This window comes from Streptomyces sp. CB02400 (assembly GCF_001905725.1).
Lineage (GTDB): Bacteria > Actinomycetota > Actinomycetes > Streptomycetales > Streptomycetaceae > Streptomyces > Streptomyces atrovirens.
In genome coordinates this window covers 97,615-122,493 of the sequence record NZ_LIWB01000008.1, presented here as the reverse complement: position 1 = coordinate 122,493, position 24,879 = coordinate 97,615, and the positions used below count along the sequence as shown (strand labels likewise).

Below are 24,879 nucleotides of genomic sequence, written 5' to 3'. Positions count from 1 at the left end.
AGGCAGCGTCGTTTCGACGTGACGCGGACGCGGTCGTTGGCCGCCGAGAGCGCCAGAGCCGTACGGGAGCCGACGCGCTTCCAACCGCGCCCCCGACATCCCCGGCAAGTTGCACGCGCGCCCTGGTCCGGCCGCTGACTCGTCACTCCGCGCCCCCTTCCGAATCCAAGTGGCCTTAGCCACTTCCTGGATAGTGGCATTAGCCACTTGGGCGGCGCAAGCGATTCGACGTAACTACCAGGCCATCAGGTGAGCGGGTACCCCTGCTCGAACGCCCAGCGATGCGGCGGGTACGTGGCTTCGGCGAACTCCAACGGACGGTCCTGGAGGTCGAAGACGACGTGGTGAACGATCAGGACGGCCGACCCGGATGGCAGTTGAAGATCCGCAGCCTCTTCCCCCGTCGCGCCGCGAGCGCACATACGATCTTCGGCATAACTGCCCTGGCGCCCCGTCATGTTCTCGACGTACATGAGCGTCCCTTCCTGAATCCGCTCAGGTTCCAGGAGCTTCGGCGCACGCCGGCCGATGTCCGGAGCGAACCACGAAGTGGACAGGGTGATCGGCCCGGCCTGGTTGTTCGTCACCCGACGCCGATGCACGGCTCGACGGTCCTTGACCAGGCCCAAAGCCTCAGCGACGTGATCCGGCGCCTCCATCCAACCGGCCGAGGTGATCACCGCGTACTCACCAGGCGTGTAGATCTTCCCGGTCTGCCGAGCCCTCCCGTACAACTCACGCGCCCGCCGGTTGACCTCCAGGCTCCGCACGTACGTGCCCGACCCCTGACGTTTCTCGACGAGCCCCTGATGGCTCAGCGCCTCCAACGACCGCGCGGCAGTCGGACGGGACACGTTCCAACTCGCAGCCAGCTGCCGCTCCGAGGGAACCTCGTCCCCCGGTCGCAGGTCACCCCGAAGAATCTGATCACGGATGTAGTGCGCGATCTGAAGATACTTCGGCTGAGCCTCCTCGATCTGTGGCATGCCTCCTCCTCACCTTTGCGGGGCCAAGTGGCCATGGCCAGTAGCCACTATAGAGTGAGTGGTCAACCCTCGACCCCGTAGGCTGAACCGCATGAAGCGGTTGATCGTCGCAGCAGGAGGAGGGGGCGACGCAGTCGCCGCCGCAATGCTTCACACCGCCCTCTATGGCGACGAGGACCAGGCGGTGATCCTCACCTACGCGTGGGACCGCCTCTTGATCGACCCGGTACCGGGCCCCCGGGGACCGGACAACTTCACCGGCCTCCAGCACCTCACCCCAGCAGTTCGGGCAGTGCCGGCCGAAGCCCGGCCGATCGCTCCAGCAGGCTCCACCCTCCCCCGACTCGCGGCAGAGCTCCCGCACACCTTCGCGCTGATCGATCCACACCACGGAGTCGAGGGGATCAGCCGCCAACTCGAAGAGTTGGTAAGCCACTTCTCACCGGAGTCGATCGATCTCCTGGACGTCGGCGGAGACATCCTCGCCCGAGGCGATGAGCCGACACTCAAGAGCCCGCTCGCCGACGCCGTCACGCTCGCCGCGTGCTGCCAAGTGAGCGCACCGATCCGCCTCCTGGTGGCAGGCCCCGGCCTGGACGGCGAACTGCCCCCTGATGACCTGCGCGGCATGCTCGGCCCCCTCGTCCACACCTTCACAGCCAAGGACGTGGAGCCGATCAGCTCGGTCCTGGAGTGGCACCCCTCCGAGGCAACCGGGATGCTCGCCGCGACGGCCCGCGGAGTACGCGGCACGTGCGAGATGCGGGACGCCGGCCTTCCCGTCCCTCTCACCGACGAAGGGCCGACCGTCCATGAGGTCGACCTGGACGAAGCACTGAACCGCAACCAGTTGGCCCGCGCTGTCACGACGACCGCCACCCTGGACGAGGTAGAGGCATACAGCCGCGAGATCTGCGGATACTCAGAGATCGACTACGAGCGCAACAAGGCCACATGGCTCAAGGACCAACCACCAGCGAAATTCGCCCCCGAAGCCGTACTGACCCAACTCGATCAGTTCGAGGCCGAGGCCCGAAGCCGCGGAGCCACCCACACGACGTTCCGCCGCATCACCGAGGCGCTGAACCTGAACGGCTCACAGCGCGAAACCCTGCGCCAGTTCCTCATCAACAACCGGCCCGAGCAGTACGCGGCTCCCTTGTGGAGCCTGAAGCAATGAGCGCGTACGGAAGCGATCCAGATCTCAACGTGCAGGACGTCACCGGTAGCGGCACCGAGGTCGACGTTGCCACCAATCTGCTGAACGGCAACGTCAGGATCTCGATCCTGTGGACCCAAGAGATCCTCTTGTCCGCCGATGCAGCCGACCAAGTGGCCGACGCCCTCCGACGAGCCGCAGCACAGTCCCGCAGCATCACAGCCACCCCAGAATCGACTGAGTAACAACCTTCTCTACAGGTTCAAGGCGGCTCGCTCCGCTCCCCGCGCGCGGCCCGGCCCCCGGCCGGGCCTGCGCTCCTGTCTCCGCCCCGCTCCAGCCCGGCCGACGCCCGTGCCGCGCACTGAGCAATGAGCCGCCTGACGTGAGAGAAGGGGTACGTCGTGGCTGGGGCGGTCGGCTCCACGGCTTTAGGCAGCCACTTTGGCGCGAGCCTCGAAGATCATGGCCCCAACGTCGTGCTTTACCGGGCAGGTCCACAGACTGCCCGACGCGCCGGAAGCTTACGGGGCCATGATCACTCGCGCCAAAGCAGCTCCAGCCCAAAGCCGCTCCACCGACCTTGTCGGCCTACCTTCCGCGTCTTCCTCATCGGCCACTCAACACGACGGTCAAACCACTACCCTGCGGTTCATGACTGAACGTACTTGGCGCGGACATTGGTGGGAAGCTGCAACCCCGGGGGTGAGAATTCCTGGCATTCTGCGCTGCAACGAAGAGGGCGAAGCCAGGTTGGAACTTGTCGGCGGATTCGACCTCACGATTCGGCAACCGTTTGCCAACGGAGGTGGATACTCCATAAGTAGCGACAGGCGCGACGTCCCCTTGATTCATGGAAGCTCAGGTAGTGAAAAGTTCACACTACTAGACAACAGCTGCGTCCATAGCAGCGGTCTCGGTTTCTTCGACGGTGATATCACTAGACAGGATTGGACTTCCATCCGAATCCTGCGAGGCATACATCTAGAGAGCCTTGACGCCCCCATGTTCGTTCGCGCCCACCTCAGGCTTGAACGCCTGCTCCACTGGTCACATAAGACGGCCTTTCGGATTTCTATAGAAAGAAGGGATGGAGGTCTTCCTCGATCGAAGCGGGTGGAAAAAGTGGAGATAGAACCTGTAGCCGTACGGCACGCCGACCTTGAGATTTCACTACGCCTGCTCACAAGGGACTTTCAATACGAAGACAAGAAGGTGTCCAATGAAAGATCTGCTTCGGGATGGGAGTGCGCGGTACTCACCTTCACTCCACCTAATCCCGTTCCATGCAAGTACTTTGATGAGGTAGAGAAGGACATGCAGGACCTACTGACTCTCAGTACCTATGAACCGTGTGGCGCATTGAGCAGGACACTCACTTTTGAGGAACCCGATGGCACACCAAAAGAAGTCGAGGTAATTGGACGTCAGATCTATCGAACGTCAAGCCAAGAGAAGTCAACTAGAGACAAGGAGCCACTATTCACTCTTGCCGACATTGATTTCATAGACGTCATCCCTGCATGGCTAGAGCTGAAAGGAAGGGCCCGCACTGGCTGCAATATTCTATTTGGCCTTAGATACATTGATAGGGGGTATGTCGGAACACGTCTCCTGGGCGCCGCCACAGCGGCCGAAAGTATCCATGCATGCCTCCGCTCGACCAGCACCCCCCTCACCAAGCAGGAATACAGGAAACTCAAAGACAAGATACTTGCGGCCCTATCCGATGAGCCCAAACATTTGGTCGACTTTGTGAAAACAGGCCTGCGCAATAATCCTACGTACAACGAGCGCATGCTTGAACTCGCCTCCATACCTGACGATGGGGCGGTCGACGCTCTTCTAGGAGACCGCGAGCGGTGGGCAAGGGCGCTGAAGAAGGCCAGGAACGATCTAGCACACGCGAACGAAAGATCCTCTGAAAGTGATGAAATCTCTCAGGCCTTCCTTCTCATGGAAGTCACCTACGCCCTGCTCTGTCTAGTCCTAATGTCAGAGCTAGGGGTCAGCCAGGAGGTCCAACGGCGAGCCGTTGAGATGAACTCAAAGATCAGTCACGTCAGCCGCCAGTTCAAGAAAGAGATGGCGGTTCCTTCGTAGAGCCCCAGAGCAGCAACAACACTCCTCAGCCACAAGCTCTCCTCGCTGATGGCCTGAAGTGGCCTCCGGCTAGGTTCTGTGGCAAAGATCAGACAGTGCGGACCAGTCCAGGGAGCGCAGTCGGCTCGCCGAAGCGGGTGGGTACAGCTGGAATTGCTTGAGTCTGGTGCAGCAGCGTTCGATGAAGCTGCGGACCTTGTACTGCTTGACATCTAAGGCGGGCGGCCGTCAGCCGGCCGATCCGCGACGTGGACGGCCCGCGCCTGGTCGGTCCGTCCCAAGATGACTGCTGGCACGCCACGTCGGTGTAAGCCGGACCGGATGGCTGCGAGAAGCAGCCCTTGTCCGCGATGACCGTCTTGGCTTTGCACCGCGGTCGGCCGACTCACAGGCTAGACACTCGCACCCCGGCCAGCACCCTTCGAACAGTGACGGGTCATTGACGTTTTCGGGCGTTACGACGCCCTCCCACGGCCGACCGTCCACGGATGCGGCTGACCCGCCCCCCGTTGGCGTCCAGCGAAACCGCCAACATAGTTGAATAGCACGTCATCATCGTTACCTGCGGCTCTGTCCCCGCATGACATCGACAAGATCAGAGCCAACCATCCGCCCTCCGTACAAAATACTCCAAGCGAGCAACGAAATAACCCCGATTAGCGGTGTAGCTGCTGCGTCCGGCAATCCGGCTATCAATGCGCCCGTCACTGTGCCGGTGACAATCAATCCCAGGGAGATTAGACGCATCCATTCCCGGCTCTGTGCCGGAGTCACGTTCTGAAGTTCCTCGGCATCCAACAGTGCTAGTGTGCGCCCTTCTGCATATCGCTGAGCGATCTTCAGCAGCATTACCGCCGTTTCTTCCAAAACTCTCGACGTATCGGCCTCACTGTCCTGCCGTGCTTCCATGGCGCGGACGGCTCCGACTACCACGGCGGCATGCCTCTTCAGTTCGCCCCGGCGAGCGCGTCGGATACGACCGTGCCTAGTTCGCCAAGCGGACCATACAATCCGCTCGGCTGTCTTCAAACTGACCCGGGGCGCATGCAGCACGTGGCGGGATTCCAACTGGTTGTATGCCAGCCCGACGCTCCTGCAGACAGCCAGTAAAACCACAACTGGCTGCCACGTTGCTGTCGGACCATATTGGGTCATCTGCGATGGCACCCGTTGGGGTTCCCTGGAAGCAGGGGGTAGAAGGCTGGGACGACGGCGCTCGGTAGAGTCGTTGGCATGGCGAAGAAGGGACACTGCCACCCACAGGGCCATCCCAAGCATTACCGACAGGGCTAAAGCGGCAACTGTTCGTGCAGTCGTCATCAGGTCTTCCAATGGATTGGCGGCCACAGGCGCAAGCTCGGACCACAGCCATTCACCGGCATCACGCCCTGCACCCCAGAGAGTCGCGAGCGGATCGAGCTCAGTGCAATGCGATGAAGTACTAGCACCAACTACCGGATGCTGCCCGTGTACCTGCCCACCCACTTGGCAGCTCAGCTCACGCGGACGCCCGCTACCGGGCGGGTGTTGAATAACATACCTGACTCCAGCGACAATCTTCCCCACATTTAGCAGCGCCAAGCCCAAAAGAACAACCTTGATCGCCTGCCCAACGAGCGCGACAGGCATGAAGGCAGTCCAAGCCTTGGTTGCCTCAATCACAACGATCCATTCACGCGTCGGTACCCCAGGTACAGTCCTCTCCAGGTGGGCCAACGCCTTGCTTACGCGCCGCATTGCATGCGCCGTGGTCCATGCGCTCCAGTGACGATCTACGGCCCTAACTACCCTCCGAACAATCTGTTTTGCTCGTCGTTTCAACGATTGGCGAAGCGGTGCCGTCTTGACCCATGAAATCACCACCCCGCAATAGAAGGCGATAATTCCAAGGGTCTTGGTCAGGGATACGAGCTTCTCGATCACTAGGGCAGTGTGCTCTCACGGTCCGGCGCCGCGCAGCCGGATCTGTCGATCCACGCAGAGCTTCCCAAGCTCGTGCACCTTCCCGGCAAGGCGTAGGCAACGTCCTCGATGTCCTACCCTCGCTGTACGGTCCGACCTCGTGACTGAGAGACCGACGACGAACTGGCGCAGGGGCATAGCCGAGGAAGCTGCGGAGCTTGCCGCCGGCACTCTGGATCCCGACTGCGCATGCATGGTCGACTTGTTCCCTGACGCACTTCTGTCGGCGACTGACGCCGTCTTGGACGCCTTCGAGGCCGAGCTGCCCACTCTCGCTGTGGGCGACGACGAGCAAGTCTTCGCTGTGGTCGAGCGCGTCGTCCTGGCCCTGAACGCGGTGAACGAAGCCCACGACGAGTGCGCCTTCGAAACCGATGAGCGCGAGCAGCTCTGCCTCTACATCGACGAGGCCCTCACGGAGCATGGGGTCGACGTCGCAGCCCTAACCGCCAGCCGCGGGCTCGGCCGACATGAGCTCACGGACCAGTGGCGGGACTGGTGAACACACCCCATCGCGTACAGGGTCAAGCCGCTGCGGGTCTCAGTCTCCGTCTCTCGGCGTTCAGGCGCGTTCCACAAGAGGTGCGCCACAACAAGTCGCCGAGCGCCCGTGAACGTAGGCGAGCGGCCCCGTAAGTAGCCCTGAGAACCAGAACAAAGTTGGCGATCGTGTTGGTCAGCACGGAAGCCAGAACCCAATGCACCACGGGTGGTGGCAGCTAGGTTGAGTGCGTGGACGAGGAAGCGATCACGATCAGGCTCACGCGCGATCAAGCGTTCGTGCTGTCGGACTGGCTTTACCAAGTCATGTTCGAGTCCGACGCCCTTGAGGGGCTCGTGCACGACCGAGCCGTCTGGTCGCCGATCTACACGATCTCCGGAACGCTGGACAAGACGCTGAGCGAGATCTTCATGCCCGACTACGGCCCGCGCCTTGAGGCAGCCAAGGAACGTCTCCGCTCCGATCTGTACGGCGGAGCCGACGAGTCGACGGCACAAGGTCAGGACCCAACCGACGCACCACAAGCGCACCAGTTGGAGCGGGGAACAGTGGGAAACCACGGTGAAGGCGACCAGGGGTGATGAGACCCCGCACCAGGCGAACACCCAGATCAGGGGCCTTGTCCGCCGTAAATGATCGCAGCTTCCCAAGCTGATGGCTCAGCAGTGTGCTCACGGGCCGGGCGTCCTAGGTTCCTCTGGCCGACGACACCTCGACAGCGTGGCTGACGGCAGTAGGGGTGCAGCGATGCACGCGCGCCTGATGGTCGGCAAACCCGCGCGACGTCCCTACTGGGCGTGATTCTGCGATGTGGAAGGGGAATGCAGCCCTGTGGCGGAGTAGGCCAGGGGAGAGGCAAACAGGTGGCGCAACGGGGCAGCGGCCGAGGCAACGACTACCAGCGGCAACAGCAAGCTTTACGACGTGCTCAGGAGCAACGGGCACGACAAGCGGAGCGGGAACGCAAGGCTGCTGAGACGGCCAGCAAGCGGCAGGAACGCGAGCGGAAGGCCGCGTATCAGGAGCAGCAGGCCGAGCAGGCGCGGGTTCGCACGATCGGGGTCGAGCACGAGGTCGAGCAACTCGGGCAGTTGCTCCGCGACGCGTTGGTTGGCGATCCGCCAACGACCTTTGGGCGCCGGCGGAGGACTCACACGCCGAGAGTGTTAGACGAGCGTCCTTGGTCTCGTCCGGAGCCTTCCCCGCGCTGGGAGGGGTTCGCACCACCGGAACCCGGTGGTCTGGTTGCTGTCTTGGGTCTTGGCAGGAAGCGCTATGAAGCTGAGGTTGCCGAGGCGCGTGTGCGGTTCGGCGAGGCACAGGATCGCCACAGGCGGGCCGAGCAGAAGCGGCTGGCAACGCTGGAGCGGAAGCGTGCCGAGCACCGCCAGGCCGAAGCGCAAGCCCTTGACGAGGTGGCGACCTTCAACGCGAAGTTGGATGAGGAGCGCGAGGCGTACAGGGCCGGGGAGCCCGCAGCGGTCGAGGCTCATCTAGGGGCTGTTCTGGATGCGTCGGTGTATCCAGTGGGCTTCCCGCACGAGCATCGGATCGCCTTTCGCCCTGCCACCGGTGATGTACTCATTGAGATCCATTTGCCTCCTGAGGCGATCGTTCCCACGGCGCGGGGCTACCGGTACGTGAAGAACCGGGACGAGACGACCGTGCTGCCTCGTCCAGAGAAGGAGCGCAAGGAGATCTATGCATCCGTCCTGGCACAAGTCGCTCTGAGGACAGTGCACGAAGCCCTGACGAGCGATCCGGACCGGGTCGTCAATGGCGTGATCCTGAACGGCCATGTGAAAACCATCGACCGGGCTACCGGTCAGGAGGTCTCACCCTGTCTCGTGACGCTCAGCGCCAGCAGGGAGCAGTTCGGCAAGCTCCGTCTCAGTCAGGTTGATCCAGCGCGGTGCCTCAGGGGGCTTAACGCTCTGGTGTCTCCCAACCCCTACGATCTCGAACCGATCCGCCCCATCGTCGAGTTCGACCTGTCGAAGTACCGGCTCATGGACAGCATGGATGTAGTCGCCGGCCTGGACAGCAGGCCCGTGCTGGTGAAGTTGACGCCCACAGAGTTCGAGCACCTGATTCGCCAACTGTTCGAGGCGATCGGCATGGAGGCCTGGAACACCCAGGCCTCCAAAGACGAGGGCGTGGACGCGGTGGCCGTCAGCAAGGACCCCGTCTTCAACGGTGAGTGCATCATTCAGGCGAAGCGCTACAGCAAGCTCGTGGGTGTTGAGTCCGTCCAGGCGCTCGCCGGAGTGGTCGAGCACAAGCGTGCTGCCAAGGGGGTCCTGATCACGACATCGTGGTTCGGTAGGGCTAGCCACGACTTTGCCCGCCAACATGGTCGGCTCCAGCTCATCGAAGGGCCGGAACTCAAGTACCTGATCAAGGAACACCTTGGCAAGGATGTGATTCCGGGCCCAGTTCCCCCGAAGAGGCGCCCCGCGCGCTGAGGCTGGCGGGCCGCCCACCGGGCCAAGGAGCTGGGCCGTCCCTGGGCCGTCCGAGGCCGCTCATCAGTGGCCAATGACGACCAACGACGACCACCAGGCGCACGGCCCCACCGCCCCCGACCAGCGAATACCCAGCTCACCAAGATCCCCGGCAAGACCCAGGGCAAGAAGAAGTAACCCGAACGCTTCAAGCCCCCTACCTGCGACTCTTCTTCGCGGGTAGGGGGCTTATGGCTGTCCTGGGGCCGTCAGGAGTGGCGGTCACGCCGCCACTCGTACGTACCTGGTGACGTCTCGACCACCTCACGGGGGTAGACCTCACGCACTCGGGTGAGAAGGTCGCGCTGTTCGGCGGCCCACGTCGGCGGTGGCACGGACAACGGGAGGGTGACCGTGATCCCGGTCGACGGCCCGTCGTGCACGGACACCAAGAGCCCGCCGCTCTCCTGGGGCTTGAACCTCATGGAAGGAGTCCGCCCGGAGTCGAGCCACGTGGCGAACCGCCGGGCCTCCAGCCTTGCCAGAGTCTCCTCCCAGTCCTCCAGGTCCTCAGGGAAGAGGGTCACCGTGAAGGAGGCGTTGAGGGATTCCTCAGCCACGATGACGATCTCGCAGTCGAGGAGGTCGTGGCCGGTCAGGATTCCGGGCTGACAGCGCCCCAGGACACGCACGGAGACACTGTGGCCACTGGTGCCGGGCCTGTCGGCCAGATGGATCAGATCGATGACCCCGTCCGCAGAGTGCATGGGTTCCCTCCCCGAAGTAACCGCGTTCGAGCATCCTGCCGGACCACTCGCCGACCCCACGGCTCGGGGTGCGGGCGCTCCACGTGGACCTCGGACACGGCTCCGTCGGCCCGTTCCCGGCCGGAGGGCATGAGGGGCGCGAACACAACCTTGCTGAGCTCGGCAACCAACGGCTTTGTCCTGTGGATATGTTCAGGTGGACGGAGTGGCGAGAGCGGGCTTACGGAGGCCGGGGACGCATGGACGCAGCAACAGTCATCGCGCGGTTGGACGAAGCTCGTGCGACCGATGCCAGAACGCGCGACCGCATCTGTGACGAGACAGCCGCGGAACTGCTGGCGGCGGGAACGCCGCCGACGTTCGAGGTGCGTTCCGCCGACCTCCGTCTCGACCCGTACTTCATGTGTGCCGATCGTTACTGGCGCCAACGCTTCCAGCAGCGGCCGACAGCCACGACGGCTGTCGAGTGCGCGCGGTGGATGGCCGACCGGGTGACGGCCGACAGCTGGGGTGCCGTTGCGGAGCAGTGGGCTCTTGGCAACGGGTTCCTGAACCGGGGAGCCGCGGAGTCCGCGGATCAACTCGCGGCGGTGGTGGACGGGGCGGGCGGAGGGGCCGGGGCGGAACGCACGGCGTTCTTCGTCACCCTGTTCCACGCGGGTAAGTTGCGGGCGAACTTCTGCTTCGACGAGTTGCACGCCTTCCTGGAGTTCTCACCCGCCTCCGTGGCTGCCGGCTCCCTTCGGAACGAACCCGTCTACATCGCGCTTCAGTCGTTCGCGGCGTTCGGCAGCCGGACTCTGACCGTCGCGTACGCGACCGAGTTGTTGGGAAGGGCCTGGTCCGCACCGGGCCGGACCCGGCACACCGTGGACATCTGCCTCAACGGGTTGGCGTTCGCCGCCCCCTTCCCGGGCCAGGGAGAGCTTCTGCGTCGCCACGCGCAGGAGGCGGTACGGGCCCATCCCGGCGACCACATGTTCCATGCGCGCCTGGCCACCGGGCTGCACATGTGCGGGGAGCACGACGCGGCACTGGAGAACATCGACACCGCCCTTGCGTTGCTCGCGGCGAGTCCCACTGCCAGTCTCGGCGTTCTGCAGGACCAGTACCTGACGAAGAGGGACGCGGTCCAGGAAGGAAGGCTTCGTGCTCTGCGGGACGCGGAGCAGCAGCGCCGATGGGAACAACAGGCCGCGGCCAATGCTCAGCTGGAACGTTCTCTCCACACCTCTTCGGTGCGAGCCGTCGAAGTCGTCGCCGTCTTCACGGCCGCCATCGCCTTCGCAGTCGGTTCGCTCCAGGTCACCCTCACCGGAAAACTCCCCCTGTCCGACCGTCTGTGGCTCCTGGCCGCACAGGGCGTCGGCCTGGCACTCTTCGCGCTACTGATAGTCGGCGGAACATGGCTCATCACCCGAAGTCACCACCAGCGAGACAGGTGAGGCACGACCCGGCGGCTCGTCCAGGTCAGCACAGTGACCGGCCATGCATGACAGCAGTTTCCCGGGCTGACGGAGAGGGGTCGCGCTGGGGAACTCAGCTCTCCGTCCAGGCGTCAGCCGGCTCGAAGGAGACGACCGTTCCCCCGAAGCGGCTCGGCCCGGAGTGCCAGGAAGCGGCGACGGCGTCGACGTCGACGTCGCCTCAGGTGACGTCCCGTGGCGGATCCGGCAGGTTGTGCCACGCATGGCCGCATCCCCCGGCACAGTACAGCGTCCGCCTGCGGGTGTCCGCGATGCTGAAGAGGGTGACAAGCAGGCGGAAGGACGTGGTGAGTTCGCAGGCCGGAAGTGCTTCCATTCCGAAGCGCCACTTCGTGAGCATCACCGCCGGTGTGTGAGTGGGACGGATGCCGGAACGCTCGATGCTCTCCGGCACGTCCTCCTCACGGGCGCGGGCCTGCCCGCAGAACAGGACCAGCGCGTGCAGGACCTTGCGTCGGCCGTCCTCCGAGAGGCCCTCGAACCACTCGACGCCCTCGGCCATGGGTCTGAGCCCCTGCGCGAGTTCGTTCAGGATCACCTCGTGTGCGTACAGCACAGGTTTCCACCCCCATGATCCAGACCGACGGTACGCGCACGACCACCTGTGAGCAGCACGGCTCCTCGTGTCCTGATGCCACAGCGGTCTGACGTGAGCAGCAGGCACCCCGTCGAACCCGCGTAACGCCTTCCAGGTGGGTCCCGTCCCGGGTGAATGTCCGACCGCGTGACAACGCTGACGTACAACAGCGGACAAGCACGGACGTCTGCGGACCACCACCGCAGGTGAAAGACACAGCGGCCCGAGGTCCAGCGGCCGCCCGAGTTTTTCGGGACGAAGAGGTTCGCGCCCCGTCCGCCACGGTGGTTGTCAGGCACTGTGTCCGGCCTGACCGTTCAGAAGCAGTCACAGGACCAGGCGTAGGCGATGAATACGGCTGCTACGGCGAACGTGGCAGCCGCCGAGCCGGCCAGTCGGCCGCGCCGCCCTGACTCGGTGGGACGAGACAGTTCCCAGCCGCCATAGCCGAGGAAGGCCAGCAAGGCACCGCCTGCCCCTCCTGTGACCAGTGGGTCGTGCTCCCATCCCCAGACGAACGCCAGAGCCAGACCCACCACGGCAAGACAGGCGACCACCGTCAGTACTGCCTCTCCGGCGAGCTCCCCCAGAAACTCCTTCAAGAACGAACCAACGCCACGGAGCACGCGTAGGACACGACTCCGACCTGCAGGAACAACCACACGCCCCCCCCCGAGCCGGTCTCGAATGATCGGACCCTACGAAATCGCGCGGTGTCCGGGGAAGACGGACAAGGCCACTTGATCAGCCCTCTCCGGACGACGGGGGAACCTCGTCCGCCTGCGGCCCGGCACGGGAAGACTGTGCATCCTGGGCACCATGACGAACCCCGAGGGCCCGTACGTGAAGGTGCACTTCCGGCTTGAGATCGAGGACGACCGGCCCCCGGCGTCGGTGGAGAGCCTGTGGGCTGTCGACCAGGGCGACGGCACCGTGCGGCTCGACAACATCCCCTGGTTCGTTCGTGACATCGCCTGCGGGGACATCGTGGCCACCGAGCCCGACGAGGAGGGCGTTCGATGGGCCGGCGAGGTGGTCCGGCGTTCCGGGAACTGCACCATCCGCCTCATCGTGTTCCGCGACGGTGGTTCGGAAGCCGCACGCCAGAGTGTGATCGACGCCTTTCACGGCCTCGGAGTCCACGGCGACGGCATGGAGCGGTTCCGCATGGTCGCCCTGGACGTCCCGCCCGCCGCCGATCTCGCCAAGGTGCAAAGGCTGCTCAGGCACGGCGTGGCCGAGGAATGGTGGGATATGGAAGAAGGGTGCGTCACCGCGCGATGGCGGGCCGTCTCCGCCGGCTGACACCGTTCATGAGGCCCGCGTCCGGGCCGTCCGGCAGGGGCCAGGGACGGCCGACGACGGCCGTCAGGCGTACATGTACGCCGTTGCCGAGCGGGGAGAGCCCAGTTCCTCGGAATCCCCGGCAAGGCTCGGAGCGAGAAGGAGCAAGCCGCCCTTTCCCGCCCTGACCTGCGGTGTCTTCGTGGGTGGGGGGCTTCTTTCCGGACCGGACGCCGGTGTCCGGCCGGGGCGGATGGGGAGACGGTGGCCACAGCGGGTGGGGGGCGCGTGGGCGCATACTGGGGTCGGTGACGGAATCCGCTGCACCGAAGCGGCGTCTGCCCGGGAGCCCTCTCAAGGCCCCGGTCATGCCGTCTCCCCTCCTCCAGCGCTTCGCCGTGGACGACCGGGGCACGCACGACGTGTACGGCCTCGGCCGGGTGATCGCCGTCGAAGGCTGGATCGCGGCGCTCGGGGAATCCGGTTCGACACGAACGCGGATCCTCGGCCCGTACGCGAAGACGACCAAGCCGTAGGACCACTGTGCCCGGTCACGGGACCTGTACCGAAAGAGGAACCTCTCATCGAACCGACCTCGCTGTTCTCCGCTCCGGAGGGGCTGCCCCGCCGTTCCGTCGCAGCATCGCCGCCTCCGGCCACGAACCCCTTCCTGAGCCCCGACTTCGGGGAGGACGAGACCTTCGTGCCCGAGGAAGCACACGATCCCGCCCCGGACACGCGGGCGGCGCGATCCAGGGCCGCCTGAGGCCGCCTTCCGCAGGGTCCGTCCGGGTGGGCCGGTCTCGTGCCGGCCCGCCCGGAGGATGTGCGCGTGCCCGGTGACGGCAGCTCCTACTGCAGGAAGTACGACCAGATCGCGGACTGGGCGCCGGACGCCACGATGCCTCCGGAGGAACCGCGCAGGCGCAGGTAGTCCGTGAAGAGGTCGGCGTGGCCGTCGCGGTCGGAGTCGCGCAGGCGCAGCCCTTCGCCGAAGGACTCCCCGGCCTCCAGGCCGCCCGGCACGCCCGAGGTGTCGCGGTGGAAGAACTGCGACTTGGATCCGGTGAGCCCGGAGGCGCTGCCGCGCAGGATGTGGACGGCGCCCGCGTCGGCGTGGTCGGCGAGGTCCTCTCCGGGGGCGGCGACGGCGAGGTCCGGGTAGCCGTCGTGGTTGACGTCGCCGACGGAGATCCGCGCGCCGAAGCGGTCGCCCTTCTCCATGCTGCCGGAGATGCCCGCGGTGTTCTGGTTGACGCGGGTGACGCCGCTGGGGCCGCTGGAACCGCCGCGCCAGACGAGGACGCCGCCGGCTCCGTTGGCATTGGGGTGTCCGAGCGCGATGTCCCCGTAGCCGTCCTTGTTGAAGTCGGCGATCTGGGCGTCGACCTCCCAGCTGGTGTCCTCGCCGGTGCCCATCCGGTACGTCGCGCCCCGGGTGAGCGTGCTCCCGCCGCGGATGAACCAGGCGCCGGTGACGGTGTGCTGGTCCCCGTCCACCGCGCCGATGACCACGAGGTCGGAAGCCTTGTCCTTGGTGACCTGCCCGGCGGTCAGGTGCTCGGCGAACACCCTCTCGTTGCTGAGCCTGGTGACCTTGCCGCTGAAGCCGGACTTGGTGAACGAGCCGGTGTACACGTGCGCGGTGTTGTGGTTGATCAGGGCCAGGTCGGGCTTGCCGTCGCCGTTGAAGTCGCCGGTGGCGAGGTCGAGGCCCATCTGGCCGTGCTTCCCGGGCATCTTGTTCGGGACGACGGTGCCTCCGGACAGGCCCTTCGCGGACCCCCAGAGGATCGTGGTCCCGCCCTGCTCCTTGTTCGCGCCGACGTCCTCGCCGTAGACGGCGACGGCCAGGTCGCCGTATCCGTCGCGGTTGAAGTCGGCGGCCGCCAGCGCGTTGCCGAAGCTGTCGTCCCACTCGTTGGCGCCGGGGACGCCCGCGCTGTTCTGTGTGATGTTCTGCTTGCGCCCGTCCGGTCCGGTGGCGGTGCCGTAGATGATGCCGACGGTTCCGGAGCCGTCGTTGCCGGCGTCGGTGACGCTCTGTCCGTAGGCGTAGTCGCGGTAGCCGTCACCGTTGAAGTCGTCCGCGTACTTGGCGGGGGCGGCGGCCGCGGTGGGGGCGGCGAGGAGTGGTGTGCAGAGCGCCGCCACGAGAGTGGAAGCGGCGGCGAGGGCGGTACGCGAGGAGGGCATGATTCTCCGGGGTCCGGGAAGCGTCCTGTGGACGAGCGCTTGAACTGCGATCTTGGACGCGTGCGGACCGTCGATGGTTGTACACCGGCCACGACCGCTTTCCCCGTTTCCCCCGGCTTCGGACGGGTCGGTGCGGCTCAGAACCTCTTCCAGATCCAGGCCATGACGGGGTCGTACGTGCCGTCGTGGAAGTGGATGGGCTTCGCCTCTGTCTCGTACAGGTGGCGGATGTGACCGCCGTAGCCGCTGTCCGCGATGTGGGGGGCTATCAGCTCCAGGAAGGCGTCGAGGTGGAGTGTCAGGTCGTCGACCCAGTCCTTGCGGGAGAACAGCTCCCACTCGTACCGCTTCCCCGATGTCGTGAACTCCTGCACCGTACGGCGCAGGGACACGAAGTCGCCGCCGGGGAGGCGACTGTTGTCGTCCGGGGACAGCAACGGGTAGGGGTGGTCGTCCGGGTCCAGGGTGTCCGGGCGGTCGTCGTCCATGCCCATGTGCCAGCGCAGGGCCGCCAGGACCGGGACCGGGATGTCGTCGCGCAGGAAGCAGGAGAGGACGACCTCGAAGTGCTCGCTCATGACGGCATTGTGGGGGCCCGCACTGACATCACCGTCGCCGCCGCGATATTCGCTTGCGGCCCGGGGTGCCGCTCAGCATCGTGGGCCCGGTGAGTGATGCGCCGGAGCGATGGAGCCAGGCCAGTGTCCACCCCGACATGTGGGCGGACCCCGACGACGACCCCCGGGAGAGTGACGGGGCCGGTCCGGAGGGGGAGCTGGCGACGTTGCAGGACTACCTGCGGAACTACCGGCTGACCCTGAGGATGAAGTGCGAGGGGCTGAGCCCGGAGCAGCTGGCGTGCCGGTCGGTGCCGCCGTCGACCATGTCCCTGCTGGGGCTGGTCCGGCATCTCGCGGAGGTGGAGCGGGACTGGCGGGGCTGGTTCGGGCCCGGCGGACCGGAACCGAAGCTGTACGGGGCGCGTGACGCCGACTTCGACGGTGCCGCCGCCGATCAGGCGCTGGTCGACGGCGCCTTCGCCGACCTCGCCCGCGAACAGGCGGCCACCGACGCGGCGTTGGCCGAGTACCCGGACCTGGGCGCGCGGGTGCTCCAGGACGGCGGCTCCGTCCGCGAACTGTGGGTCCACCGCGTCGAGGAGTACGCCCGCCACTGCGGCCACGCCGACCTGCTGCGCGAGTGCGTCGACGGGCGGGTGGGGCAGTAGCTCGCCCACCCGTCGACGGAGCACCGTGCTCTCGGCCCGGCGGCGCGCAGGGAGGCGGGGTGAGCCCCCGCGTCAGTGCCCTGAGTGGTTTAGCCGTCGGCCCGGGGAACCGAGAGCCGACCCCTCCTAATCTCTCGCCGTGTAGTCGGACGACTACTTTCGGTGAAAGGTGGAGGGATGCGTCTCACGTTCATGGGCCGGTTGGCGGCGACCGGTTCGGCAGTACTGCTGCTGCTCGGTGGAGCGGCCACTTCCGCGCAGGCGGCGGCACCCGGACCCGTCATGTACTCGATCGAATTCTCCAACCCCCAGGAGCGCGACGACAACGACCTGCCCGAGCCCTACGGGAGGGTCTGGCTGCAGGCGCCGTGGGGCCAGGAGACCGCCCTGTGGGAGCACCCGGACGTCGGCCTCTACACCCCCACCCTTCCGCGCTACCCGGACTCGGGCCTTTACGAGGTGAGGTACGCCGACCACCCCGTCACCGAGCTGTGCGCCTTCGTGAACGAGGACGACACGGGCATCAACGACGACGACGTCCTCGCCGCCGGTTGTGTGCCGGTCGAGGGCCCCGGCCAGTACGCCGTCACCGGCGAGGACGGGTCGGTCACCGTCACCCTGTACGACGTCTGACGCCTCCGCCGGGCTCGTCCCCCCGGCCCTTGCCACGGCCTCACAGCCCGCGGCGAGGGCGGGACGGGTCGAGTCGCGGCCGGCGGGTTTGCCGGGTCGGCAAATGCGCTCGGGCCTCCGGGGTGGTCTTCCGCATGATCGAGGCACGGCGGAACACGGTCCTGGAGGAGGGCGCATGAACCGGAAGACCACGGAGATCACGCACCGGCTGGTTTCCTCGCCGGGAGGCCGGATCCATCTCGCGGAGCAGGGCACCGGGCCGCTGGTGCTGCTCGTGCACGGCTTCCCGGAGTCCTGGTACTCCTGGCGGCACCAGTTGCCCGCGCTCGCGGCGGCGGGGTACCGCGCGGTCGCCGTCGACGTCCGCGGGTACGGCCGCTCCTCCAGGCCGGCCGCGACGGACGCGTACCGGATGCTCGACCTGGTGGCGGACAACGTCGCCGTGGTGCACGCCCTGGGCGAGGAGTCGGCCGTGGTCGTGGGGCACGACTGGGGTGCGGCCATCGCCGCGAACTCCGCGCTGCTCAGGCCGGACGTCTTCCGCGCGGTGGCGCTGCTGAGCGTGCCCTACACCCCGCGCGGCGGGCCCCGGCCCAGTGACGTCTTCGCCGGGATGGGCGGTGACGAGGAGTTCTACGTCTCGTACTTCCAGGAGCCGGGCCGCGCCGAGGCGGAGATCGAACCCGATGTACGGGGCTGGCTCGCGGGCCTCTACGCGGCGCTGTCCGCCGACACCATGCCCGCGCCCGGCGCTCCCGATCCGCACTTCGTCGGCAGGGGCGGGACCATGCGCGACCGGTTCCCCGCGGGCCGGCTGCCCGGCTGGCTGAGCGAGCGGGACCTCGACGTCTACGCCGGGGAGTTCGAACGCACCGGCATGACCGGGGCGCTCGACCGCTACCGGAACATGGACCGCGACTGGGAGGACCTCGCCGCCTTCGACGGCGCCCCGATCAGCCAGCCGTCGCTGTTCGTCGGCGGCGGCCTGGACGCCTCCACGACCTGGCTGGCCGACGCGATCGAGGCGTACCCGGTGACCCTGCCGGGCCTGGTCTCCTCCCACCTCCTCGACGACTGCGGCCACTGGATCCAGCAGGAACGCCCCGAGGAGGTCAACCGCCTCCTCACCGAGTGGCTGGCCGCGCTGTGACCCGGATGTCCTGAAGGGGACCGCGCACCGGGCGGTCGAGCCCGGGGCGACGCGAAGACCCGGTCGGCCTCGGCGAGCGCGTGGCGCCACATCGCGTACGGATCGACGTCACGGGGACCGGACATGCTGGCCTGGCACGGGGACTCCGCGCAGGGGGCCCGGCGAAGAGCGCGACATCACCGGCCGGGAGGGACAGCGCGAAGCCACTCCCGTACCGCCGTGAGGTCCGCCTCCGTCAGGCCCTTCGCAGGGTCCACCCGGTGGAGGAGTGCCGGGGCCGGGTGGGCCGCCTCGGTCCACGCGCGGTCCGTCTCGCCGATCTCGTCGTCCAGCCAGACGAAGGGGCGCCGCCCGGCCCACTCCGCTAGGGGGCGGGTCTTCCAGTGGAGGCCGCGCGGTGCGGGGGTGTCGTCGTCCTCCGGCCAGGGGACCGTCGGCAGGCGCGGCAGGCCGAGGCGTGGGGCGATCGTGTCGTTCGCCTCGTGCTGCCAGGTCGTCGCCCACACCAGCTCGCAGGGGAGGGCGAGCAGGCGTGCGCCCACCGTGGGGTCGAGGCGGGTCAGCAGGGGGTTCCCGGAGTCCGTGAGCGGTCCCCGCGCGGGTGCGCCGGAGCCGAAGCCGGAGCCGAAGGGGATCAGCGGGCCGTCCACGTCCAGGAAGAGGACCGGGCGGGGCGCACTGCTCATGCGGTCAGCGTCTCACGGGTGCATCCCGGCCCCCTTCAGGACCTTGTCCACCGCGTTCCTCGGGCCGTGGAGCGACAGGCCCACCAGGTCCAGGTCCGCCGTGCCCACGGCGCGGACCGCCGCGCGGTTGGCCTCGTCGTGGCCCGTGGCGAACAGGTCGGAGGTGAAGACCGCGCGGGGGAGGGCGCGGGAGAGGGCCCGCGCGTGGGCCGCCTTCAGCACCTCCTTCGTGCCCTGGAAGACCAGGACCGGCTGGCGGAACATCGGCAGGTACGGCACGTCGTCCGCGTCCTCGTAGGGTGCGCCGATCAGTTCGGGGAGCCGGGTGCCCAGGCCGCTGACCAGGAACGCGGTGACGTTGAGGCGCTGCCAGGGCTCCAGGTCCTCGCGCAGCAGTACGGCGATCTTCGTGTCGAAGCGAGTGCTCATGCCCTGAGACTGCCGATCGGGGCCGGCCCGCGTCTTGTACGTTGTTTGCATGTCCTCCCGGGCGAGCGTGTCCGCCTGGCGGCCCCGTGTGCCGGGCGTCGTCGAGGTGTTCCACGCCCGCTTCACCGAGTACGCCTACCCGATGCACGTCCACGACGCCTGGACGCTGCTCATCGTGGACGACGGGGCCGTACGGTACGACCTCGACCGGCACGAGCACGGCACCCCGCACGACACCGTGTCCCTGCTGCCGCCGCACGTCCCGCACAACGGCGCCCCCGCCACCTCCGACGGCTTCCGCAAGCGGGTGCTGTACCTCGACGGCCACCATCTCGCCGACGGTCTCATCGGCGCCGCCGTGGACCGGCCCGATCTGCGCGACCCCCTGCTGCGGCGGCGCGTCGGGCAGGTGCACTCCGCGCTCGTGCGGCCCGGGGACGAGCTGGAGGCCGAGAGCAGGCTGACGCTGGTCGGGGAGCGGCTGCGGGAGCATCTGCGGTCCCGGGAGGTCCTCGGCGCACCCCGGCGGGATCCCGTGCTCGCGCGGCGGCTGCGGGAGCTGCTCGACGAGCGGGTCGTGGACGGCGTGAGCCTGGCGGAGGCCGGCGGGACGCTGTCCGCCCATCCCGCGCACCTCGTACGGGCGTTCAGCGGGGCCTACGGCATCGCGCCGCACCAGTACCTGATGTCCCGCCGGGTCGGCCGCGCCCGGCGGCTGCTCCTGGAGGGACGCTCACCGGGCGAGGTCGCCGTCGCCACCGGGTTCTACGACCAGGCGCACCTCACCCGGCACTTCCGGAAGCTGGTGGGGGTCACTCCGGGTCGTTACCGGGCGACGGGCGCTCCAGCAGGTGGGTGAACGCGTCCAGGTTGCGGGTGGACTCGCCGCGTGACACGCGCCAGTCGTACTCCTTGCGGATCGCCGAGGCGAAGCCCAGCTCCAGGAGGGTGTTGAAGCTTCCGTCGGCGGCCTCGAGGACCTGGCCGAGGAGGCGGTCGAGTTCCTCCGCGGTGACGGCGGCCAGGGGGAGGCGGCCGGTGACGTAGATGTCGCCGAGCGGGTCGACGGCGTAACTCACGCCGAAGAGCTTGAGGTTGCGCTCCAGGAGCCAGCGGTGGACGCCGGCCTCGTTCTCGTCGGGGTGGCGGATGACGAAGGCGTTCAGGGAGAGCGTGTGCCGGCCGGCGATCAGGGACACGGTGGTGGAGAGCTTGCGGGTGCCGGGGAGTTTCACCACGTAGCTGCCGGGCGCGGGACTCTCCCACTCCAGCTCGGCGTCCTTCAGGACGCCCTCGATGACCCGCGCTGCCTCCGTCGCCTTGTCAGCCATGGTGGGAGCGTACGTGACGGCGGTGGGCCTGGGTCGCGGCCGTGTAGACGTCGGCCGTGGCCGCGGCGGAGGTGTCCCAGCCGAAGGACTGGGCGTGCCGGGCGGCGGCCTCGCCCATGCGGTCGGCGAGGTGCGGGTGGTCGGCGAAGTCGCGCAGCACGCGCGCGTAGGCGTCGGGGTCGTGGCCCTGGACGAGGAAGCCGGTGTGTCCGTCCCGTACGGCCACCGGGAGGCCGCCGACCGCTGCCGCGAGCACCGGGGTGCCGGCGGCCTGCGCCTCTATGGCGACCAGTCCGAAGGACTCGCTGTAGGACGGCATGACGAGCACGGACGCCGCGCGGAACCAGTCCGCGAGCTGCTCCTGTCCGACGGGCGGGCAGAACCGTACGACGTCGGCGATGCCGAGCCGCGCGGCGAGCTTCTGCAGCCCTTCCGGCTTGGCGAGGCCGCTGCCGCTGGGGCCGCCGACCACGGGGACGCAGATGCGTGAGCGCAGCTCGGGGCGTTCGCCGAGCAGGGCGGCCACCGCGCGGAGGAGCACGTCGGGGGCCTTGAGGGGCTGGATGCGGCCCGCGAAGAGCGGGATCAGGGCGTCGCCCGGGAGTCCGAGGCGGGCCCGCGCGGCGGCGCGGCCGTCGGCCGGGCGGAAGCGGGAGAGGTTCACGCCGGGGTGGACGACGGCGACCTTGCCGGGGTCGGCGGCGTAGTGCCGTACGAGTTCGTCGGCCTCCTCGGCGGTGTTGGCGATCAGCCGGTCGGCGGCGGCGACGATCTGGGTCTCGCCGATGACGCGCGCGGCGGGTTCGGGCGTGTCGCCGTCGGCCAGGTTGGCGTTCTTGACCTTGGCCATGGTGTGCATGGCGTGCACCAGGGGGACGCCCCAGCGCTGGGCGGCGAGCCAGCCGACGTGGCCGGAGAGCCAGTAGTGGGAGTGGACCAGGTCGTAGTGGCCGGGGCGGTGGTGGGCCCAGGCCTGCATCACGCCGTGGGTGAAGGCGCAGAGCTGGGCCGGCAGCTCCTCCTTGGCGAGGCCCTCGTAGGGGCCCGCGTCGACGTGCCGGACGAGGACGCCGGGGGCGAGTTCGACGGTGGGCGGGAGGGCGGCGGTGGTCGCGCGGGTGAAGATCTCGACCTCGATGTTGATCGCGGCGAGGCGCTGCGCGAGCTCCACGATGTAGACGTTCATGCCGCCCGCGTCGCCGGTGCCCGGCTGGTGGAGCGGGGAGGTGTGCACGGAGAGCATCGCCACGCGGCGGGGCCTGCGGTGCAGCCGCAGCCGCGGCGGTGCGGCGGGGGAGCGCCGTCCGAGCCTCGCGATGTACTGGCTCACGTGGCGTTCCTCCTCGCTGCGGGCATGGCTGGCGGAGGGTGTGCGGCCCTCGGCGACGTCAACGTCCGAAAACCGCGTCCCCATTTCCGGACGACGTCTCCGGTTCGGGTTTTTGCCGAATCATTACCGAGGATCGCTCAACCGTTCGAGAGCGGGCCGCGTCACCCACATCGGTGCCGTTCGCGGGTACCCGCATACTCGTCCGTATGACAGCCCGCGCCACCTCGTCCCGTCCCGTCGGCACGGTGACGCGCGGGACCACCAACCCCAACCGCCTGCGCCGCATGGACCGCTGGATCGCGGCCACGCACGGCGCGGAACTGCGCCGCGCGGCCGATCCCGTCGCCGTCGACCTCGGCTACGGCGCGGCCCCCTGGACGGCGGTCGAACTGCTGCACCGGCTGCGCACCGCGGCACCCCGCGCGCGCGTGACGGGCGTCGAGATCGAACCGGCCCGGGTCGCGGCGGCACGGCCGTACGAGCGCGAGGGGCTGGCCTTCCTGCGCGGCGGCTTCGAGGTCCCGGTTCCCGGACGGCCGGTGCTGGTCCGCGCGGCGAACGTGCTGCGCCAGTACGACGAGGCCGAGGTCGCCGCCGTGTGGCGGCGGCTGTGCGCGCGGCTCGCCCCCGCCGACCCGGCGACGGGCTCGCGCGGCGGACTGCTGGTCGAGGGGACCTGCGACGAGATCGGGCGCCGGCACGTATGGGTCGCCCTCGGCCCCGAAGGGCCGCGCACCGTCACCTTCGCGACCCGGCTCGGCTCCCTGGAGCGCCCCTCCGACCTGGCGGAACGCCTGCCGAAGGCGCTCATCCACCGCAATGTGCCGGGCGAACCGGTGCACGCCTTCCTGCGCGACTTCGACCGCGCCTGGGCCGCCGCCGCGCCCTACGCCTCGTACGGCGCGCGGCAGCGCTGGATCCGGGCGGTGCGGGACCTCACCGCCGACTGGCCGGTGTCGGACGGGCCGGGGCGGTGGCGGCAGGGGGAAGTGACGGTGCGGTGGGAGGCGCTGGCGCCGCGGGGGTGACCCCGTGGTGACGCGGAGCGGGAACGATCCGTGTGAGTCGTTCGTCACACGGGCGGGATGATCACCACGCCGGGGATGCCGGAGAATGCCGGGAAGCGGGGGACGGGAAGTACTCCCTCTGTCGTTTCGCGCGTCGGCATGGCAGCATCCACCGGGCGACCATATGTTACTGACGGTTAATCAACGGGGGTGCGAGTCATGGAGACGGCCAAGCGCGGGTTGCTCACGGCGGCTGTGACCGTGGTCTGCGCGGTCACCGTACTGGCGCTGCCCGGTACGGCGTTCGCGGCTCCCGCTCCCCCGCCGTCCCCGGGCACGACCGCGAGCGTCACCGTGGTCGGCGACCAGGACGAGGAACTCGAGGCCGTACGCGAGAAGCTCGACAAGCTCTACCGCGCGGCGGCCGTCGCCACCGAGGAGTACAACGCCGCCGAGGAGAAGGCGCGGCAGCAGTCCGCCCAGATCGTCCGGCTGGCGAAGAAGATCGTCGAGGGCCGGGAGAGACTGGCCGAGCTGAAGGCCCGCGCGGGCGCCGCGGCCGCCGCCCAGTACCGCGGCGGCGGGCTTCCGCCCGAGGCCCACCTGATGCTGAGCGACGACCCGCAGGATTTCCTCGACGGCGCGGGCCGGGTGCGCCAGGGCGAGCACGCGGCCAAGGGCCTGCTCGGGGAAATGACCCGCACCCAGCAGGACTTGGAGCAGTACGCGCAGGACGCCGAAGCGCAGATGACGGAGCTGGAGGCGGGCCGCAAGACCAAGGCCGAGGCGCAGAAGAAGATCGAGAAGCGGATCAAGGCGGCCGAGAAGGTCGAGTCCGAGCTGGAGCAGGTGGAGAAGGAGCGCCTGGCCCTGCTGGAGAAGCGGGCCGCCGCCGAGGCGCAGGCTTCGTGGCTGGGCTCCGGCATCCTCGACGAGATCAGGGGCAAGGCGACGGAGCAGGGCGCGAAGGCCGTCGCGTACGCCACCGCGCAGATCGGGAAGCCCTACCAGTGGGGCGCCGAGGGGCCGAACACGTACGACTGCTCAGGACTGACCTCCCAGGCCTGGATCTCGGCCGGGCGGGGCATGCCGCGCACCTCGCAGGCGCAGTGGAAGCAGCTCGAGCGCGTCGACATCAAGGACATGCGCCCCGGTGACCTCGTCATCTACTTCGACGACGCCAGCCACGTGGGGATGTACGTCGGGGACGGCATGATCGTGCACGCCCCGCGCCCGGGGCGGACGGTGACGCTCGCGGGGGCCGGATCGATGCCGATCCTCGGGGTGGTACGGCCGGACGCGGACGCGAACTGAGCGGTTCGCGCCCTCCCGCTCCGGCCGCTCAACACCCCGGTGACATACGCCACGTGACCCAGTGCACGTCGATCTTTCCGCCAAACCCCCCGCGGGCGTGACGTTCGTCATTCCCGTGGCGTCTTCGACCTGTCCAAGTGCGGTAGCAAACGCGGCATATGACGGGGGCCGACGGCGGAGCGGCGTGGTTCACACCATTCCGCTGCGGCGCCGTCAGCCGCTATGGTCCCCGTTCGAAGGGGGCATCCCCTGCTCGCACCCGGAGGTGGGAGCAGGACACAGGCCTGTGGCCGAAGCCCCCACC

The 24,879-nt window shown here is 67.9% G+C and carries 26 protein-coding genes and 1 pseudogene; 15 read left to right on the top strand and 12 right to left on the bottom strand.

The features are described from left to right. Positions 1-245: 245 nt before the first annotated feature. The gene (locus tag AMK33_RS20515) at positions 246-986 is read right to left on the bottom strand and encodes a GntR family transcriptional regulator (protein ID WP_073934343.1); all 741 of its coding nucleotides are present in this window, start codon (positions 984-986) and stop codon (positions 246-248) included. A 91-nt stretch (positions 987-1,077) separates the two neighbouring features. On the opposite strand from AMK33_RS20515, the gene AMK33_RS20510 reads away from it, so the two are divergent. From AMK33_RS20510 to AMK33_RS42220, 3 genes are all read left to right on the top strand, one after another. Next, positions 1,078-2,166: a DUF1152 domain-containing protein gene (locus tag AMK33_RS20510; RefSeq protein WP_073934342.1), complete on the top strand. Its 1,089-nt coding sequence runs from the start codon at positions 1,078-1,080 to the stop codon at positions 2,164-2,166. After that, a complete protein-coding gene (locus AMK33_RS20505; protein WP_073934341.1) occupies positions 2,163-2,390 on the top strand; it encodes a hypothetical protein in 228 nt (75 codons plus the stop codon). The genes AMK33_RS20510 and AMK33_RS20505 overlap by 4 nt, the downstream gene beginning before the upstream one ends. Before the next feature lie 409 nt (positions 2,391-2,799). After that, positions 2,800-4,248, top strand: a complete 1,449-nt coding sequence (locus AMK33_RS42220) for a HEPN domain-containing protein (RefSeq protein WP_143203849.1) — start codon at positions 2,800-2,802, stop codon at positions 4,246-4,248. Positions 4,249-4,806: 558 nt separating this feature from the next. Here the strand turns inward: AMK33_RS42220 and AMK33_RS42215 are convergent. Further along, positions 4,807-6,171 carry a hypothetical protein gene (locus tag AMK33_RS42215; RefSeq protein ID WP_143203848.1) on the bottom strand — a complete coding sequence of 455 codons (1,365 nt, stop codon included), beginning with the start codon at positions 6,169-6,171 and terminating at the stop codon, positions 4,807-4,809. Between the two features lie 139 nt (positions 6,172-6,310). On the opposite strand from AMK33_RS42215, the gene AMK33_RS20500 reads away from it, so the two are divergent. From AMK33_RS20500 to AMK33_RS20490, 3 genes are all read left to right on the top strand, one after another. Beyond that, entirely contained in the window at positions 6,311-6,712 is a 402-nt protein-coding gene (locus AMK33_RS20500) for a hypothetical protein (protein ID WP_073934340.1), read from the top strand. A gap of 230 nt (positions 6,713-6,942) precedes the next feature. Continuing rightward, positions 6,943-7,293, top strand: a complete 351-nt coding sequence (locus tag AMK33_RS20495) for a hypothetical protein (RefSeq protein ID WP_073934339.1) — start codon at positions 6,943-6,945, stop codon at positions 7,291-7,293. A 282-nt stretch (positions 7,294-7,575) separates the two neighbouring features. After that, positions 7,576-9,177 (top strand): restriction endonuclease, encoded by a 1,602-nt coding sequence (locus tag AMK33_RS20490; RefSeq protein ID WP_235618149.1) that lies wholly within the window; start codon positions 7,576-7,578, stop codon positions 9,175-9,177. 248 nt (positions 9,178-9,425) lie between these two features. Here AMK33_RS20490 and AMK33_RS20485 read toward each other — a convergent pair whose 3' ends face one another. Then, a complete protein-coding gene (locus tag AMK33_RS20485; protein ID WP_073934337.1) occupies positions 9,426-9,923 on the bottom strand; it encodes a DUF5959 family protein in 498 nt (165 codons plus the stop codon). A gap of 83 nt (positions 9,924-10,006) precedes the next feature. Between AMK33_RS20485 and AMK33_RS20480 the strand changes: the two genes are divergently transcribed. Next, entirely contained in the window at positions 10,007-11,368 is a 1,362-nt protein-coding gene (locus tag AMK33_RS20480; protein ID WP_201263053.1) for a hypothetical protein, read from the top strand. A 94-nt stretch (positions 11,369-11,462) separates the two neighbouring features. On the opposite strand, the pseudogene AMK33_RS45210 reads toward AMK33_RS20480, so the two are convergent. The 3 genes and pseudogenes from AMK33_RS45210 to AMK33_RS42210 all read right to left on the bottom strand — a co-directional run. Further along, positions 11,463-11,558: pseudogene (locus AMK33_RS45210) on the bottom strand (ATP-binding protein); the annotation flags it as partial. A 12-nt stretch (positions 11,559-11,570) separates the two neighbouring features. Continuing rightward, positions 11,571-11,966: a DUF5958 family protein gene (locus tag AMK33_RS20475; RefSeq protein WP_073934335.1), complete on the bottom strand. Its 396-nt coding sequence runs from the start codon at positions 11,964-11,966 to the stop codon at positions 11,571-11,573. Between the two features lie 338 nt (positions 11,967-12,304). Next, positions 12,305-12,589 carry a lysine transporter LysE gene (locus tag AMK33_RS42210; protein ID WP_143203847.1) on the bottom strand — a complete coding sequence of 95 codons (285 nt, stop codon included), beginning with the start codon at positions 12,587-12,589 and terminating at the stop codon, positions 12,305-12,307. A 217-nt stretch (positions 12,590-12,806) separates the two neighbouring features. Between AMK33_RS42210 and AMK33_RS20470 the strand changes: the two genes are divergently transcribed. Both AMK33_RS20470 and AMK33_RS20465 read left to right on the top strand, forming a co-directional pair. Beyond that, a complete protein-coding gene (locus AMK33_RS20470) occupies positions 12,807-13,292 on the top strand; it encodes a DUF4265 domain-containing protein (protein WP_073934334.1) in 486 nt (161 codons plus the stop codon). A gap of 347 nt (positions 13,293-13,639) precedes the next feature. Further along, positions 13,640-13,807: a hypothetical protein gene (locus tag AMK33_RS20465; protein ID WP_383453928.1), complete on the top strand. Its 168-nt coding sequence runs from the start codon at positions 13,640-13,642 to the stop codon at positions 13,805-13,807. 316 nt (positions 13,808-14,123) lie between these two features. Here AMK33_RS20465 and AMK33_RS20455 read toward each other — a convergent pair whose 3' ends face one another. Further along, complete coding sequence (locus AMK33_RS20455) at positions 14,124-15,467, bottom strand: FG-GAP-like repeat-containing protein (protein WP_073934332.1); 1,344 nt, start codon at positions 15,465-15,467, stop codon at positions 14,124-14,126. Positions 15,468-15,604: 137 nt separating this feature from the next. Further along, positions 15,605-16,045 (bottom strand): hypothetical protein, encoded by a 441-nt coding sequence (locus AMK33_RS20450; RefSeq protein WP_073934331.1) that lies wholly within the window; start codon positions 16,043-16,045, stop codon positions 15,605-15,607. A 137-nt stretch (positions 16,046-16,182) separates the two neighbouring features. Here AMK33_RS20450 and AMK33_RS20445 point away from each other — a divergent pair, with 137 nt between their 5' ends. The 3 genes from AMK33_RS20445 to AMK33_RS20435 all read left to right on the top strand — a co-directional run bounded on the left by AMK33_RS20445 (position 16,183) and on the right by AMK33_RS20435 (position 18,478). Continuing rightward, complete coding sequence (locus AMK33_RS20445; protein WP_383454737.1) at positions 16,183-16,695, top strand: DinB family protein; 513 nt, start codon at positions 16,183-16,185, stop codon at positions 16,693-16,695. 177 nt (positions 16,696-16,872) lie between these two features. Further along, the gene (locus AMK33_RS20440) at positions 16,873-17,328 is read left to right on the top strand and encodes a hypothetical protein (RefSeq protein ID WP_073934330.1); all 456 of its coding nucleotides are present in this window, start codon (positions 16,873-16,875) and stop codon (positions 17,326-17,328) included. Between the two features lie 175 nt (positions 17,329-17,503). Next, positions 17,504-18,478 carry an alpha/beta fold hydrolase gene (locus tag AMK33_RS20435; RefSeq protein ID WP_073934329.1) on the top strand — a complete coding sequence of 325 codons (975 nt, stop codon included), beginning with the start codon at positions 17,504-17,506 and terminating at the stop codon, positions 18,476-18,478. A 176-nt stretch (positions 18,479-18,654) separates the two neighbouring features. On the opposite strand, the gene AMK33_RS20430 is transcribed toward AMK33_RS20435, so the two are convergent. Together AMK33_RS20430 and AMK33_RS20425 are read right to left on the bottom strand one after the other, a co-directional pair. Then, on the bottom strand, positions 18,655-19,164 hold the full coding sequence (locus AMK33_RS20430; RefSeq protein WP_073934328.1) for an HAD domain-containing protein: 510 nt from the start codon (positions 19,162-19,164) through the stop codon (positions 18,655-18,657). A gap of 12 nt (positions 19,165-19,176) precedes the next feature. Then, the gene (locus tag AMK33_RS20425; RefSeq protein WP_073934327.1) at positions 19,177-19,644 is read right to left on the bottom strand and encodes a DUF2000 domain-containing protein; all 468 of its coding nucleotides are present in this window, start codon (positions 19,642-19,644) and stop codon (positions 19,177-19,179) included. On the opposite strand from AMK33_RS20425, the gene AMK33_RS20420 reads away from it, so the two are divergent. Then, a complete protein-coding gene (locus AMK33_RS20420; RefSeq protein WP_073934326.1) occupies positions 19,643-20,452 on the top strand; it encodes a helix-turn-helix domain-containing protein in 810 nt (269 codons plus the stop codon). The two genes, AMK33_RS20425 and AMK33_RS20420, sit on opposite strands and share 2 nt — an antisense overlap. Here the strand turns inward: AMK33_RS20420 and AMK33_RS20415 are convergent. Both AMK33_RS20415 and mshA read right to left on the bottom strand, forming a co-directional pair. Continuing rightward, positions 20,406-20,924 (bottom strand): YbjN domain-containing protein, encoded by a 519-nt coding sequence (locus AMK33_RS20415; RefSeq protein ID WP_073934325.1) that lies wholly within the window; start codon positions 20,922-20,924, stop codon positions 20,406-20,408. The two genes, AMK33_RS20420 and AMK33_RS20415, sit on opposite strands and share 47 nt — an antisense overlap. Next, on the bottom strand, positions 20,917-22,254 hold the full coding sequence (gene mshA / locus AMK33_RS20410; RefSeq protein ID WP_073934324.1) for a D-inositol-3-phosphate glycosyltransferase: 1,338 nt from the start codon (positions 22,252-22,254) through the stop codon (positions 20,917-20,919). Before mshA ends, AMK33_RS20415 begins: the two co-directional genes overlap by 8 nt. A 206-nt stretch (positions 22,255-22,460) precedes the next feature. Here mshA and AMK33_RS20405 point away from each other — a divergent pair, with 206 nt between their 5' ends. Both AMK33_RS20405 and AMK33_RS20400 read left to right on the top strand, forming a co-directional pair. Next, the gene (locus AMK33_RS20405; protein WP_073934323.1) at positions 22,461-23,282 is read left to right on the top strand and encodes a class I SAM-dependent methyltransferase; all 822 of its coding nucleotides are present in this window, start codon (positions 22,461-22,463) and stop codon (positions 23,280-23,282) included. A 198-nt stretch (positions 23,283-23,480) separates the two neighbouring features. Continuing rightward, positions 23,481-24,575, top strand: coding sequence for a C40 family peptidase (locus AMK33_RS20400; RefSeq protein ID WP_073934322.1), 1,095 nt, complete (start codon positions 23,481-23,483; stop codon positions 24,573-24,575). The last annotated feature ends 304 nt before the right edge of the window (positions 24,576-24,879 follow it).

Excerpts from the sequence above, each read along its gene's own strand:
- AMK33_RS20515 (WP_073934343.1), bottom strand. The coding sequence starts at position 986 with ATGCCACAGATCGAGGAGGCTCAGCCGAAGTATCTTCAGATCGCGCAC.
- AMK33_RS20510 (WP_073934342.1), top strand. The coding sequence starts at position 1,078 with ATGAAGCGGTTGATCGTCGCAGCAGGAGGAGGGGGCGACGCAGTCGCC.
- AMK33_RS20505 (WP_073934341.1), top strand. The coding sequence starts at position 2,163 with ATGAGCGCGTACGGAAGCGATCCAGATCTCAACGTGCAGGACGTCACC.
- AMK33_RS42220 (WP_143203849.1), top strand. The coding sequence starts at position 2,800 with ATGACTGAACGTACTTGGCGCGGACATTGGTGGGAAGCTGCAACCCCG.
- AMK33_RS20485 (WP_073934337.1), bottom strand. The coding sequence starts at position 9,923 with ATGCACTCTGCGGACGGGGTCATCGATCTGATCCATCTGGCCGACAGG.
- AMK33_RS20470 (WP_073934334.1), top strand. The coding sequence starts at position 12,807 with ATGACGAACCCCGAGGGCCCGTACGTGAAGGTGCACTTCCGGCTTGAG.
- AMK33_RS20465 (WP_383453928.1), top strand. The coding sequence starts at position 13,640 with ATGCCGTCTCCCCTCCTCCAGCGCTTCGCCGTGGACGACCGGGGCACG.
- AMK33_RS20455 (WP_073934332.1), bottom strand. The coding sequence starts at position 15,467 with ATGCCCTCCTCGCGTACCGCCCTCGCCGCCGCTTCCACTCTCGTGGCG.
- AMK33_RS20450 (WP_073934331.1), bottom strand. The coding sequence starts at position 16,045 with ATGAGCGAGCACTTCGAGGTCGTCCTCTCCTGCTTCCTGCGCGACGAC.
- AMK33_RS20445 (WP_383454737.1), top strand. The coding sequence starts at position 16,183 with ATGTGGGCGGACCCCGACGACGACCCCCGGGAGAGTGACGGGGCCGGT.
- AMK33_RS20440 (WP_073934330.1), top strand. The coding sequence starts at position 16,873 with ATGCGTCTCACGTTCATGGGCCGGTTGGCGGCGACCGGTTCGGCAGTA.
- AMK33_RS20435 (WP_073934329.1), top strand. The coding sequence starts at position 17,504 with ATGAACCGGAAGACCACGGAGATCACGCACCGGCTGGTTTCCTCGCCG.
- AMK33_RS20430 (WP_073934328.1), bottom strand. The coding sequence starts at position 19,164 with ATGAGCAGTGCGCCCCGCCCGGTCCTCTTCCTGGACGTGGACGGCCCG.
- AMK33_RS20420 (WP_073934326.1), top strand. The coding sequence starts at position 19,643 with ATGTCCTCCCGGGCGAGCGTGTCCGCCTGGCGGCCCCGTGTGCCGGGC.
- AMK33_RS20425 (WP_073934327.1), bottom strand. The coding sequence starts at position 19,644 with ATGCAAACAACGTACAAGACGCGGGCCGGCCCCGATCGGCAGTCTCAG.
- AMK33_RS20415 (WP_073934325.1), bottom strand. The coding sequence starts at position 20,924 with ATGGCTGACAAGGCGACGGAGGCAGCGCGGGTCATCGAGGGCGTCCTG.
- AMK33_RS20405 (WP_073934323.1), top strand. The coding sequence starts at position 22,461 with ATGACAGCCCGCGCCACCTCGTCCCGTCCCGTCGGCACGGTGACGCGC.
- AMK33_RS20400 (WP_073934322.1), top strand. The coding sequence starts at position 23,481 with ATGGAGACGGCCAAGCGCGGGTTGCTCACGGCGGCTGTGACCGTGGTC.